The sequence below is a fragment of the Streptomyces omiyaensis genome (assembly GCF_014650895.1).
GTDB lineage: Bacteria > Actinomycetota > Actinomycetes > Streptomycetales > Streptomycetaceae > Streptomyces > Streptomyces omiyaensis.
Genome location: NZ_BMVV01000006.1, coordinates 237411 through 250314 on the forward strand (window position 1 = coordinate 237411; position 12904 = coordinate 250314).

12 protein-coding genes are annotated in these 12904 nt (G+C 75.8%); 10 read left to right on the top strand and 2 right to left on the bottom strand.

Going from position 1 to position 12904, the window contains the following annotated elements; genetic code table 11:
• Nucleotides 1–343 precede the first annotated feature (343 nt).
• Nucleotides 344–1201, bottom strand: a complete 858-nt coding sequence (locus IE287_RS12855; protein WP_189849120.1) for an HAD family hydrolase — start codon at nt 1199–1201, stop codon at nt 344–346.
• A 450-nt stretch (nt 1202–1651) separates the two neighbouring features.
• Between IE287_RS12855 and ssd the strand changes: the two genes are divergently transcribed.
• The 7 genes from ssd (at nt 1652) to IE287_RS12890 (ending at nt 6841) form a co-directional block, all read left to right on the top strand.
• Nucleotides 1652–2893: a septum site-determining protein Ssd gene (ssd, locus tag IE287_RS12860; RefSeq protein ID WP_229883445.1), complete on the top strand. Its 1242-nt coding sequence runs from the start codon at nt 1652–1654 to the stop codon at nt 2891–2893.
• Complete coding sequence (locus IE287_RS12865) at nt 2890–4107, top strand: TadA family conjugal transfer-associated ATPase (protein WP_229883446.1); 1218 nt, start codon at nt 2890–2892, stop codon at nt 4105–4107. Before ssd ends, IE287_RS12865 begins: the two co-directional genes overlap by 4 nt.
• A complete protein-coding gene (locus IE287_RS12870) occupies nt 4104–4973 on the top strand; it encodes a type II secretion system F family protein (RefSeq protein WP_229883447.1) in 870 nt (289 codons plus the stop codon). Before IE287_RS12865 ends, IE287_RS12870 begins: the two co-directional genes overlap by 4 nt.
• Nucleotides 4974–4992: 19 nt before the next feature.
• Nucleotides 4993–5772 (top strand): type II secretion system F family protein, encoded by a 780-nt coding sequence (locus IE287_RS12875; RefSeq protein ID WP_194690233.1) that lies wholly within the window; start codon nt 4993–4995, stop codon nt 5770–5772.
• 112 nt (nt 5773–5884) lie between these two features.
• Nucleotides 5885–6106 carry a DUF4244 domain-containing protein gene (locus tag IE287_RS12880; RefSeq protein WP_189849121.1) on the top strand — a complete coding sequence of 74 codons (222 nt, stop codon included), beginning with the start codon at nt 5885–5887 and terminating at the stop codon, nt 6104–6106.
• The gene (locus IE287_RS12885; protein ID WP_189849122.1) at nt 6093–6458 is read left to right on the top strand and encodes a TadE family type IV pilus minor pilin; all 366 of its coding nucleotides are present in this window, start codon (nt 6093–6095) and stop codon (nt 6456–6458) included. The genes IE287_RS12880 and IE287_RS12885 overlap by 14 nt, the downstream gene beginning before the upstream one ends.
• Nucleotides 6455–6841 carry an Rv3654c family TadE-like protein gene (locus IE287_RS12890; protein ID WP_189849123.1) on the top strand — a complete coding sequence of 129 codons (387 nt, stop codon included), beginning with the start codon at nt 6455–6457 and terminating at the stop codon, nt 6839–6841. The genes IE287_RS12885 and IE287_RS12890 overlap by 4 nt, the downstream gene beginning before the upstream one ends.
• Before the next feature lie 28 nt (nt 6842–6869).
• On the opposite strand, the gene sftH is transcribed toward IE287_RS12890, so the two are convergent.
• Nucleotides 6870–9407, bottom strand: coding sequence for a DEAD/DEAH box helicase (sftH, locus tag IE287_RS12895; RefSeq protein ID WP_229883449.1), 2538 nt, complete (start codon nt 9405–9407; stop codon nt 6870–6872).
• A gap of 80 nt (nt 9408–9487) precedes the next feature.
• Between sftH and IE287_RS12900 the strand changes: the two genes are divergently transcribed.
• The 3 genes from IE287_RS12900 to IE287_RS12910 all read left to right on the top strand — a co-directional run bounded on the left by IE287_RS12900 (nt 9488) and on the right by IE287_RS12910 (nt 12849).
• On the top strand, nt 9488–9841 hold the full coding sequence (locus tag IE287_RS12900) for an STAS domain-containing protein (protein WP_030749286.1): 354 nt from the start codon (nt 9488–9490) through the stop codon (nt 9839–9841).
• Nucleotides 9842–9854: 13 nt separating this feature from the next.
• Entirely contained in the window at nt 9855–10313 is a 459-nt protein-coding gene (locus IE287_RS12905) for an ATP-binding protein (protein ID WP_189849125.1), read from the top strand.
• A gap of 202 nt (nt 10314–10515) precedes the next feature.
• Nucleotides 10516–12849, top strand: a complete 2334-nt coding sequence (locus IE287_RS12910; RefSeq protein WP_189849126.1) for a sodium-translocating pyrophosphatase — start codon at nt 10516–10518, stop codon at nt 12847–12849.
• Nucleotides 12850–12904 lie beyond the last annotated feature (55 nt).

Below are 12904 nucleotides of genomic sequence, written 5' to 3' on the forward strand. Positions count from 1 at the left end.
CGCCGGGGGGAGGGGCCGGGAGGCCTGTGGCCCCCCGGACATGGGTTGCGGCGGTACCAAGGAGCGGTACCGCCGCTGGCACGTCCACCCAGTTACCAAGCGTCCTCGATATGTGCCCATCAGGCGGGGTACTTTGCCCTTCGCCTGGTGCGGCTGGCCCGTAATCGACGGGTCGACGTCGCGTGGGTGCCAGGTTTTTGTGCGTCAGGTCCGTGGGGCCTTGATGCTCAACAGGTGATCCTCTCGGATGTCCCAGGTCTCGCGGGCCTGATTCCTTTCTACTCCTGTCCGCGGGGAAGCGAAAGTGGTGGCTCCGCTTCTTTGCGCGTGGCTCCCGCCGGCGTCACCGTCCGGCGAGGGCGGCCGCCGCCGCGGCCCGGCGACGCCGGCGGGTGGCGTACCAGACCAGCCCGGCCGTGGCCGCCGCCGCTCCCACGGCCGCCGCGGCCATGAGCGCGGGGCGGGGCGGCATCCGGAAGTCCGGCAGCCGCTGCTTGAGCCGCACCGGCCGGTCGAAGGCGAGCACCGGCCACTCCCGGGCGACCGCCTCGCGGCGCAGCGTCCGGTCCGGGTTGACCGCGTACGGGTGTCCGACGGCCTCCAGCATGGGGATGTCGGTGGCCGAGTCGCTGTAGGCGTAGCAGCGGGAGAGGTCGTACCCCTCGGACTTCGCCAGCTCGCGGACCGCCTCGGCCTTGGTCGGGCCGTAGGCGTAGTACTCCACCTCGCCGGTGAAGCACCCGTCCTCGCCGACCACCATCCGGGTGGCGACGACCCGGTCCGCCCCGAGCATCTCCCCGATCGGCTCGACCACCTCGGCGCCGGAGGTGGAGACGATCACGACGTCGCGGCCGGCGGCGTGGTGCTCCTCGATGAGGGAGGCGGCCTCGTCGTAGATGATCGGGTCGATCAGGTCGTGCAGGGTCTCGGCGACGAGCTCCTTGACCTGGGCCACGTTCCAGCCTTTGCAGAGCGCGGAAAGATATTCGCGCATCCGCTCCATCTGGTCGTGATCGGCTCCGCCGACGAGGAACACGAACTGGATGTACGCGGTCCGCAGGGCGGCACGGCGGCTGATCAGCCCGCCCCGGTAGAAGGACTTGCTGAAGGTCAGCGTCGAGGACTTCGCAATGACCGTCTTGTCCAGGTCAAAGAAGGCGGCTGTGCGCGGCAAGGAGTGGTTTTCCACAACGCTGAGCATAGGTGCCCGCCATTCGGCGTACGCTCGGGCGCGTGGGTTTGCCTGAGAAGGCTCTCGGGTACACCATGGAAGTCACGGATCGTTCGCGACCGTGCTAACCCGGTCCGGCTCCTCCCCCCCCGAGTCGGCCGGAGAGACGACCCCCGCTCTCCCCCCCGGCGGGGGTCGTCGCATGTCCGGACCCGTTTTCTCCCGCTGAGCCATCGCTCGCTCCCCTCTCTCGTGCGGTCCGGCGCCCGACCGTCCTCAGGGCCGCCGCCCCTCGTTTCGTCACTCAGCGTAGTCGAGGGACTGCGATCCGGGGAGGCCCCGGGGGAGTGGCCGAGATATTCACAGGCGGTGGATTGTCCACAGTTTTTCGGTGGACTCCGCACGATTTCCACGGCGCCCTCACCGTGATTCCCGTCGCGAAGTTCGCGGCCGACGGGAATCACGAGAGGGGTGTGCGCGATGCGGGAACGCACGGCTTCCGGCAGGGGCGGCGGCACGGAGCACGGGCACGCGGCCCGGTCGGGGAAAGCGGCCCGGGACCGGCACGAGGCGCCGTACGAGGACACGGACCGGTACGACGAAGGGGCCCGGTACGGCGAAGGAGCGCGGGATCGGGACGGGGCGCGGGATCGGGAAGGGGGGCGCGGGCCCGGTCCGCTGATCCTCACCGAGGACGTCCTCCTCCTCGACGACCTGCTGCGGCTGTGCGCCGCGGCCGGCGTCGAGCCCGAGGTGCACCACCGGGTGCCCGAGCGGCGGTCCGACTGGACCGACCCCCCGCTCGTGCTGCTCGGACAGGACGTGGCGGCCCGCTGCCGCGGCGCCGCGCGCAGGCCCGGCGTCGTCCTCGTCGGACGGGCCCAGGACGACCCGGAGGAGTGGCGGCTCGCCGTCGAGATCGGCGCGGACAGCGTCCTGCGGCTGCCGGAGGCCGAGTCCCTCCTCGTCGACCGGATCGCCGACGCCGCCGAAGGCGTCGGGCGGACGGCGCTGACCGTCGGCGTGGTCGGCGGCCGGGGCGGTGCCGGCGCCTCCACCCTCGCCTGCGGGCTCGCGCTCGCCGCCGCCCGCACCGGCCTGCGGACCCTGCTCGTCGACGGCGACCCGCTCGGCGGAGGCCTCGACGTGCTCCTCGGCGCCGAGCGGGAGCGGGGCCGGCGGTGGGGCGACTTCGCCGCCTCGAAGGGGCGGCTGGCCGGCGGAGCCCTGGAGGAGTCGCTGCCCGCCGCCCGGGGCGTGCGGGTGCTCAGCTGGGGACGGGAACCCACCGGCGCCGTGCCGCCCGAGGCGGTCCGGTCCGTGCTCGCCGCGGCCCGCCGCCGGGGAGGGGTCGTCGTGGTCGACCTGCCGCGCGCCGTCGACGAGGCCGTCGCGGAGACGCTGGCCCAGCTCGACCTCGGCCTCCTCGTCGTCCCCGGCGAGCTGCGGGCCGTCGCGGCCGCGCACCGCATCGCCGGCACCCTCTCCCTGGGCGTGCGCGACCTGCGGGCCGTCGTCCGCGGACCCTACGCGGCCGGGCTCGACGAGCGCTGGGTCGCCGACGCGCTGCGGCTCCCGCTCGCCGGCGAACTCCCCTACGACCCCGGCCTCGCCACCGCCCAGGACGCGGGCGACCCGCCGGGTGCCGAGGTCCGGGGCCCGCTCGGCCGCTTCTGCGCCGCCTTCTGGGAGCGCGCGCTGCCCGCCGGAGGTGCGGCATGACGGGCGCGGGCGCGGTCGGCACCGATCCGGCCGTCCCGCGCGCCGGCGGCCAGGGCCCGCGCGCCGGCGGCGCCGGACTCCTCGACGCCGTGCGACAGCGGCTCGCGGCGAGCGGCGCCGAGCCGACCCCGGCCCGGGTGGCGGCCGCCCTGCGCGCCCAGGGCCGGCTCCTCGGGGACGCCGAGGTGCTGGGCGCCGCCGAGGAGCTGCGGTCCGAGCTGACCGGCGCGGGCCCGCTGGAGGCCCTGCTCGCCGACCCCGACGTCACCGACGTGCTCGTCTCGGCGCCCGACCGGGTGTGGGTCGACCGGGGCGCCGGACTGGAGCGGGCGCCCGTCGTCTTCCCCGACGCCCCCGCCGTGCGCAGGCTCGCCCAGCGGCTCGCCGCGGTGGCCGGACGCCGCCTGGACGACGCCCGGCCCTGGGTGGACGCCCGTCTGCCCGACGGCACCCGCATGCACGCCGTCCTCCCGCCGGTCGCCGTCGGCTCCACCTGCCTCTCGCTGCGGGTGCTGCGGCCCCGGGCCTTCACCCTGGAGGAGCTGACCGCCGCCGGGACCGTCCCGCCCGGCGGTGACCGGGTCCTGCGCGCGCTGATCGAGGCCCGGGTGTCCTACCTGGTCAGCGGGGGGACCGGGAGCGGGAAGACGACCCTCCTCGCCACCCTCCTCGGGCTGGTCGGGGAGCGGGAGCGGATCGTCCTCGCCGAGGACTCGGCCGAGCTGCGCCCGGACCACCCCCACGTGGTGCGCCTGGAGGCCCGGCCGCCGAACCAGGAGGGCGCCGGGCTCGTCACCCTCCGGGACCTGGTCCGCCAGGCGCTGCGGATGCGGCCCGACCGGCTGGTGGTCGGCGAGGTCCGCGGCGGCGAGGCCGTCGACCTCCTGGCGGCCCTCAACACGGGACACGAGGGCGGTTCGGGGACCCTCCACGCCAACACCGCCGCCGACGTCCCCGCCCGGCTGGAGGCGCTCGGCACCGCCGCGGGGCTCGACCGGGCCGCTCTGCACAGCCAGTTGGGTGCCGGTCTGTCCGCCGTGCTGCACGTGGTGCGGGACGCCGACGGGAGGCGCCGGATCGCCGAGGTCCACGTCCTGGAGCGGGACCGGGCCGGGTTGGTGCGGACGGTGCCCGCGCTCCGCTGGGACCCGGCCGGTTTCGAGCGCGAGCGGGGCTGGGCCCGGCTGCGCGCGCTGCTGGGAGGTGCCCTGTGACGGCCGCCCGGCTCTCCGCGGTCTTCCTCTGTGCCGGTGTCCTCGTCGCCCTCTGGCAGGCGGCAGAGCGTCGTCGGGCGGTCCGGCGGGCGGCGGAGCTGCTGGCCGGCCCGGGTGCGCCGGGCGGCGGCCGGACCGCCGGCCGGGAGGCCGTGGCGCGCCGGTGGGCGGCGGTCCGGGCCCGGCCCGAGTGGCTCTGCCTGCCCGCCGCGGGAGCGGTCGCGCTGCTGGGGGAGTCGCCCCTGCCGCTGCTGGCCGGTGCCCTGGCCGTCCCGCTGGTGCGGCGCCGGCTGCGGACGGTCGCCCGGCACGCCGGGCGCGAGGCGGTCGCCGGGCGTGTGGTGGCGCTGTGCGAGGCCGCGGGGGGCGAGCTGCGGGCGGGCGGGCGGCCCGGCCCCGCCCTCGCCCACGCGGCCCGCCGCACCGGCGCCCTCGGCCCCGAGGAGGCACGGGTGCTCGCCGCGATCGGCTTCGGCGGCGACGTGCCGCAGGCCCTGCGGACCGCGGCCCGGCGGGAGGGTGCCGAAGGGCTCGCGGGGCTGGCCGCCTGCTGGCAGGTGGCCGTCGACGGCGGGGCGGGACTCGCCGCGGGGCTCGACCGGCTGGAGACGGCCCTCCGCGAGCAGCACGCGCGGCGCGAGGAGCTCCGGGCCGAACTGGCAGGGGCCTGGGCGACGGTGGCGGTGCTCGCGGCCCTTCCCCTGGCCGGGATCGGCATGGGCGCGGCCCTGGGCGCCGAACCGCTGAGGGTGCTGCTCCACACGCCCGCCGGAGGGGCCTGCCTCCTCCTCGGCTGCGGGCTGGAGGCGGTCGGCCTGTGGTGGGCCGCGCGGATCGTCCGGGGAGGTGGCGGCGGTGTGGCGTGAACCCGCGGGGGCGGCACCGCTGTCGCTCCTGGGGTGCTGGCTGCTCGGTCTGGCCTGGCTCCGGCTGGGGAGGGCGCGAAGGGAGCGGGCGGTCCGGCGCCGGCTCGGCGGGTTGGCGGCGGGCGGAGGGGCCGGGCGCTCCGGGAGGCCGTCCGGCGGGCGAGGGCACGGGGCGCGGGCGCCGGCCTGGCTGCGGGAGACGCCGGTGCCGGTGCGGGCCGGGGTCGCCGGTGCCGTGCTCTGCGCGGGGGTGTTCCTCGGGTGGGCTGCGGTGCCCGTCGCGGGCGTCGGCGGTGTCCTCGGCGCCCGATGGTGGCTGCGCCGTGCCGGGGCCGCCCGGGAGACCGCGGAGGAGCGCGAGGCGGTGCGGCAACTGCCCTTGGCGGCGGATCTGCTGGCGGCCTGCTCCTCGGCCGGGGCCGGACCGGCGGAGGCGGCCGAGGCCGTCGGGCACTCGCTGGGCGGGCCGCTCGGCGCGCGGCTGCTGCGGACGGCCGCCGAGCTCCGGCTCGGCGGCGAACCGGCGGGGGTGTGGGGGAGGTTCGGCGCGATACCGGGCGCGGAGGGGCTCGCCCGCTGCATGGAGCGGGCCGGCGCCACCGGGGCGCCCGCCGCGGACGCGGTGGCCCGGCACGCCGCCGGGCTGCGGGCGGCGAGCGCCCGCACCGCCGCCGCGCGGGCGCGCCGGGCCCAGGTGCTGATTAGCGCCCCCGTGGGCCTGTGCTTCCTGCCGGCGTTCCTCGCGGTCGGAGTGGCCCCCGTGGTGATCGGCCTGGCATCGGGGCTGCTCGGCCCCTGAACGACGACCTGACAGAGAACCAGAGAAATCAGAGAAACCAGAGAAAGCCAGAGAACCCGCACGCGCGACCGATGCGCGTGCGGGAGCACACGAGAGAAGGGACGAGGGAGAGATGGGGAAGACGTGCGGGTGGGTGCGGAAGGCGCTGGGGGAGTTCCTCCGGACACGGCGGGCGGCGCTGCGGACCGACACCGGGATGAGCACCGTCGAGTACGCGCTGGGGCTGCTCACGGCCGCGGGCGTCGCCGCGATGTTCTACAAGGTCATGTCGAGCGGGAGCGTCACCGGCGCCCTGCAGTCGCTGGTCACGAAGGCCCTCGATGCGCCGTTCTGAACGGGACCGGGGCGCCGTGACCGTGGAGGCGGCGATCGTGCTCCCGGTGCTCGCGCTCTTCACGATGGCCCTGCTGTGGGCGCTGGCCGCGTCCGCCGCGCAGATCCGGTGCGTGGACGCGGCCCGGGCCGGCGCGCGGGCGGCGGCCCGGTCGGAGTCCGCGGAGGCGGTGGCCTCCGCGGCCCGTGCCGCCGCGCCCGAGGGGGCCAGGGTCGCGGTGGCACGCGAGGGGGAGTGGTGGCGGGTGACGGTGGAGGCGGCCGCGCCGGGGCCGGGTGGCCTGGGCGTGACCCTGCGCGCCGGAGCCGCGGCGCTCGCCGAGGACGCGGTCGGGGGAGGTGGGCCGGTGTGAGGGGCGGGGCGGCCGGAGACCGGGGTGCCGCGACCGTGTGGACGGCCTTCGCGGCTTGCGCGCTCTGCGTGGTCTTCGCGGCGGTGCTGGCGCTCGGGCAGGCGGTGGCCGTCCGGCACCGGGCGGGCGGCGCCGCCGACCTGGCGGCACTCGCCGCCGCCGACCGGGCGCTGTGGGGCGGGCCGGAGGCGTGCGCGGCGGCCGCCCGGGTGGCCGCCGCGCACGGCGCCGAGCTGGTGCGGTGCGCGGTGACCGGCGTGGAGGCGGAGGTGACGGCACGGGTGGTCCGGGGAGCGTGGACCCCGGAGGTCAGGGCCCGGGCGGGACCGGCCGCTCCGGAGCTGCAAATGCCTCAGGTGTCCCCGGGGCCTCAAGGCCCTTGAGGTCCTTGAGGGCCTTCAGGGCCTCGGGTCAGGGCCCGGGCGGCGGACCCTGCTGCTGCGGCGCCTCAGGCCGTTCCGGGGCTTCGGACGGCGCAGGAGGCGCCGGCGCCCCAGGTGTCTCCGGGGCCTCGCGGAGGAGTTCCGTGAGGAGGCGGACGGCGCCCCGTTTGTGGAGCGGATCGTTGCCGTTGCCGCACTTGGGGGACTGGATGCAGGAGGGGCAGCCCGCCTCGCACTCGCAGGAGGCGATCGCCTCGCGGGTGGCGGTGAGCCAGGCCCGGGCGGTGTGGAAGGCGCGCTCCGCGAACCCGGCGCCGCCGGGATGCCCGTCGTACACGAAGACGGTCGGCAGCAGGGTGTCCGGGTGGAGCGGGACGGAGACGCCGCCGATGTCCCAGCGGTCGCAGGTGGCGAAGAGCGGCAGCATGCCGATGGAGGCGTGCTCGGCGGCGTGCAGCGCGCCGCCGAGGATCTCCGGGGTGATCCGGGCGGAGTCGAGCTGGTCCTCGGTCACCGTCCACCACACGGCTCGGGTGCGCAGGGTGCGGGGCGGCAGGTCGAGCTTGGTCTCGCCCAGCACCTCGCCCGTGATCAGCCGGCGGCGCAGGAAGGAGACGACCTGGTTGGTGACCTCGACGGAGCCGTAGCAGAGGCGGCCCGAGCCCCAGGGGATCTCGGTGTCGGTCTCCAGGACGCGGATCGAGGTGGTGTCGCGGGCGACGGTCGAGTACGGCGGGACGGCCTCCTCGACGAGGGCGACGGAGTCCTCCAGGTCCAGCTTCCTCACCAGGTAGGTGCGGCCCTGGTGGAGGTGGACGGCGCCCTCGTGGACGGCGGTGTGGGAGGCGGCCTCGTCGACCGTGCCGAGGAGCCGGCCGGTGCCCTCCTCGACGATCCGGACGGGGCTGCCGCCGCCGCCCCGGATGTCGGCGAGGTCGGCGGCCCGCTCGCGGCGGGTCCAGTACCAGCCGCCGGTGCGGCGGCGCAGCAGGCCGGCCGCCTCCAGCTGGGGCATGAGGCCGGGCGCGGCGGGGCCGAAGAGGGCCAGGTCGTCCTCGGTGAGGGGGAGTTCGGAGGCGGCGGCGCACAGGTGGGGGGCGAGGACGTAGGGGTTGTCGGGGTCCAGGACGGTCGACTCGACCGGCTGGTCGAAGATCGCCTCGGGGTGGTGGACGAGGAAGGTGTCCAGCGGGTCGTCGCGGGCGATCATGACGGCGAGGGCGCCCTCGCCGGAGCGGCCCGCCCGGCCGGCCTGCTGCCACAGCGAGGCACGGGTGCCGGGGTAGCCGGCGATGAGGACGGCGTCGAGGCCCGAGACGTCCACGCCCAGTTCCAGGGCGGTGGTGGCGGCGAGGCCGAGGAGTTCCCCGGAGTGCAGCGCCCGCTCCAGGGCGCGCCGCTCCTCGGGCAGGTAGCCGCCCCGGTAGGCGGCGACCCGCCGGGCGAGCGCCCGGTCGGTCTCGGCGAGGCGTTCCTGGGCGATCACCGAGATCAGCTCGGCGCCGCGCCGGGAGCGGACGAAGGCGACCGTGCGGACGCCCTGCCGGGTGAGGTCGGTGAGCAGGTCGGCGGTCTCGGCGGTGGCGGTCCGGCGGACCGGCGCGCCGCGCTCGCCCTGGAGCTCGGTGAGGGGCGGCTCCCACAGGGCGAAGACCAGCTCGCCGCGCGGGGAGGCGTCGTCGGAGACCTCGGTGACGGGCAGGCCGGTGAGCCGGGCGGCGGCGCGGGCCGGGTCGGCGGAGGTGGCGGAGGCGAGGAGGAAGACCGGATCGGAGCCGTACCGGGCGCAGACCCGGCGCAGCCGGCGCAGGACCTGGGCGACGTGGGAGCCGAAGACGCCCCGGTAGGTGTGGCACTCGTCGATGACGACGTACCGCAGGGAGCGGAGGAAGGAGGACCACCTGGGGTGGGACGGGAGGATGCCCCGGTGCAGCATGTCGGGGTTGGTGAGGACGTAGTTCGCGTACTGGCGGACCCACTCGCGTTCCTCGAACGGGGTGTCGCCGTCGTAGACGGCGGGCCGGATCCGGTTGCCGAGCGGGGCGGCCAGCTCCCGGACGGCGCGGCGCTGGTCGGCGGCGAGGGCCTTGGTGGGGGAGAGGTAGAGCGCGGTCGTGCCGCGCCCGTTCGCGGCCTCCGCGCCGTCCAGGAGGGTGGAGAGGACGGGGGCGAGGTAGGCGAGCGACTTGCCCGAGGCGGTTCCCGTGGCGATCACCACGGACGCGCCGTCGAGGGCGTGCTCGGTGGCCTCGGCCTGATGGGCCCAGGGGTGCTCGATGCCGGCCGCCCGGACCGCCGCGATCACCTCGGACCGGATGCGGTCGGGCCAGACCGCATGGCGGCCCGTCCGGGCGGGCATGTGCTCCATATGAGTGATGCGCGCGGCCCGGCTCTCGCCGGAGGTGAGCCGTTCGAGGACCCGGTGCGGGGAGGGGCGGCTGCCCGTGTCTCCGGCGGGTCGAGCGGTGTGGTGATTCGTGGCCATCGGCACCGAGTGTGTCACCGGCGTGACGGACAATGCTTCCAAGGCGTCGTGCATGGTTGCTGGTAAGTGATTGAATGCCATTGCGGCTGGCGATTCGTTCTCCGACTCCGCCCGGGAGATCCGAGGGGGCGAACGCCCGATAGCAAGGTGCTGGAGGATCCGTGGACCTGTCCCTGTCGACTCGCACTGTGCCCGGAGCTGGCGGCGACCGTACGGTCGTCGAGGTCGGTGGCGAGATTGATGTTTATACCGCGCCCAAGCTGCGCGAGCAGTTGGTCGAGTTGGTGAACGACGGCAGTTACCACCTGGTCGTCGACATGGAGGGAGTGGACTTCCTCGACTCCACCGGTCTCGGCGTGCTCGTGGGCGGCTTGAAGCGGGTGCGTGCCCATGAGGGCTCGCTGCGCCTGGTCTGCAACCAGGAGCGCATTCTCAAGATCTTCCGGATCACGGGCCTCACCAAGGTCTTCCCGATCCACACCTCGGTCGACGAGGCCGTCAACGCGGTCGACTGACCGGGGGGATCCCATGGCCACCGTGGAACTCCGCTTCAGCGCCCAGCCCGAGCACGTCCGTACGGCCCGCCTGGTGGCGGCCGCGGTCGCCCGCCGGGCCGGGGTGGACGAGGCGGTTCTCGACGAGGTGCGTCTCGCCGTCGGCGAGGCGTGTTCCCGCGCGGTCGGGCTGCACCGCGGCAACGGCGTCGCCACGCCCATCAGGGTCGTGCTGACCGACGAGGAGAAGACGTTCTCCATCGAGGTCGGTGACGAGGTGCCCGGTGCGGGTGCGGCCGGCGGTGTTCCCGGCGCGCGCGCCGGGGCTCCGGCGGAGGCCGCGGACGAGGCCGACGGCGAGGACGAGATGGGTCTCGCGGTGATCCGCGGGCTCGTCGACGACGTCGAGGTGACCGCCGGCGACGACGGCGGCACCATCCGGATGACCTGGCCCACCGCTCTGGCGGAGACGGACGCGGACGTCCTGTCCTGACTCCGCGGCCCCCGCGCGCTCCGCGCCCCGGGGGACGGACACGTGGGGGAAGGGGCCCCGCCGCACGGCGGGGCCCCTTCCCGTGCGCGGGGTGCCCGGAGCGGTCCTTCGCGCGCACTCCCCGGGGCAATCGATGGATTCCGGCGGAGTGCCGCCTACGGAAGGCGTTTTGTCCGGCTTCGGCTGCCTATGATCCGTGCCCATGCACCCGGAACCGGAAATGGCCCAGGCCTCCGCCGCCCTCGCCGCGGCGGTGCTCACCAGCGGGAACCGGACGATCGTCGCCGTCATCGCCGGGGTCGCCCTCGCCGCACTGGTCACCGCCCGGCTCTTCGGCCGCCAGGTGCTCAGGGCCGACGAGGGCACCCCGGCGATGCGGCGGATCGCCGCCGCCGTGCAGGAGGGCGCCAACGCCTACCTCGCCCGCCAGCTGCGGACCATCGCCCTCTTCGCCGTCGTCGTCTTCCTCCTGCTCATGGCGCTGCCCGCCGATTCCTGGTCGCAGCGGGTCGGCCGGTCGCTGTTCTTCCTGGTCGGGGCGTTGTTCTCGGCCGCCACCGGATACGTCGGGATGCGGCTCGCCGTCCGCGCCAACGTCCGGGTCGCGGCGGCCGCCCGGGAGGCCGCCCCGGCCCCCGGCGAACCCGGCCGGGACCCCGCCGAGGCGGCCCGCCGGGCCATGCGGATCGCCTTCCGCACCGGCGGGACCGTCGGCATGTCCACGGTCGGCCTCGGGCTGCTCGGTGCGGCCTGCGTCGTCCTCGTCTACGCCGCCGACGCGCCCAAGGTCCTGGAGGGCTTCGGCCTCGGCGCCGCCCTCATCGCCATGTTCATGCGGGTCGGCGGCGGCATCTTCACCAAGGCCGCCGACGTCGGCGCCGACCTGGTCGGCAAGGTCGAGCAGGGCATCCCCGAGGACGACCCGCGCAACGCCGCCACCATCGCCGACAACGTGGGCGACAACGTCGGCGACTGCGCGGGCATGGCCGCCGACCTCTTCGAGTCGTACGCCGTCACCCTGGTCGCGGCCCTCATCCTCGGCAAGGCCGCCTTCGGCGACCACGGTCTGGTCTTCCCGCTGGTCGTGCCCGCGATCGGCGTCCTCACCGCCGTCGTCGGCATCCTCGCCGTCGCGCCCCGGCGCTCCGACCGGGGCGGGATGCGCGCCGTCGACCGGGGCTTCTTCCTCTCCGCGGTCGTCTCCCTCGTCCTCGTCGCGGTCGCCGCCTTCGTCTACCTGCCGTCGACCTACGCCGGGCTGGCCGGCGTCACCGAGCCCGGCCTGACCGCACACGACGGCGACCCCCGGGTCCTCGCCCTCGTCGCCGTCGCCATCGGGATCCTGCTCGCCGCGCTCATCCAGCGGCTCACCGGCTACTTCACCGAGACCGGCCGGCGTCCCGTCCAGGACATCGGCCGCTCCGCGCTCACCGGCCCCGCCACCGTCGTCCTCGCCGGCGTCGCCATCGGCCTGGAGTCCGCCGTCTACGCGGCGCTCCTCATCGCCCTCGCCGTCTACGGCGCCTTCCTCCTCGGCGGCGCCTCCGTGATGCTGGCGCTCTTCGCGGTCGCACTCGCCGGGACGGGGCTGCTCACCACGGTCGGCGTGATCGTCGCCATGGACACCTTCGGCCCGGTCTCCGACAACGCGCAGGGCATCGCGGAGATGTCGGGGGACGTGCGGGGCGCCGGCGCGCAGGTCCTCACCGAGCTGGACGCGGTCGGCAACACCACCAAGGCGATCACCAAGGGCATCGCGATCGCGACCGCCGTCCTCGCCGCCGCCGCGCTCTTCGGCTCCTACCGGGACGCCATCGCCACCTCGGTCGCCGAGGTCGGCGCGAGGGCGGGCGAGCTGACCCTCTCCATGGACGTCTCCCAGCCCAACAACCTCGTCGGCCTGATCCTCGGCGCGGCCGTCGTCTTCCTCTTCTCCGGACTGGCCGTCAACGCCGTCTCGCGGTCGGCCGGTTCGGTGGTGTACGAGGTGCGCAGGCAGTTCCGCGAGCACCCGGGGATCATGGACGGCAGCGAGACCCCCGAGTACGGGCGGGTCGTCGACATCTGCACCAGGGACGCGCTCCGCGAACTCGCCACGCCCGGGCTGCTCGCCGTCACCGCCCCGGTCGCCGTCGGCTTCGCGCTCGGCGTCGGACCGCTCGGCGCGTACCTGGCCGGGGCGATCGGCACCGGCGCGCTGATGGCGGTCTTCCTCGCCAACTCGGGCGGCGCCTGGGACAACGCGAAGAAGCTGGTCGAGGACGGCCACCACGGCGGCAAGGGGAGCCCCGCGCACGAGGCGACGGTGATCGGCGACACCGTGGGCGACCCGTTCAAGGACACCGCCGGTCCGGCGATCAACCCGCTCCTGAAGGTGATGAACCTGGTGGCGCTGCTGATCGCCCCGGCCGTGGTGCGCTTCGGCTACGGCGATGACGCGAACGCGTGGGCGCGGGCCGGGATCGCGGTCCTGGCGCTGCTCGTGGTGGCCGTCGCTGTCCGCGCCTCCAAGCGGCGCACGGTGGCCGTCGCCTGACGTGGCGTCCGTCTCATTTCCGGGACGGCGCGCGTGCCCGGAGGCCCTGTCCCGC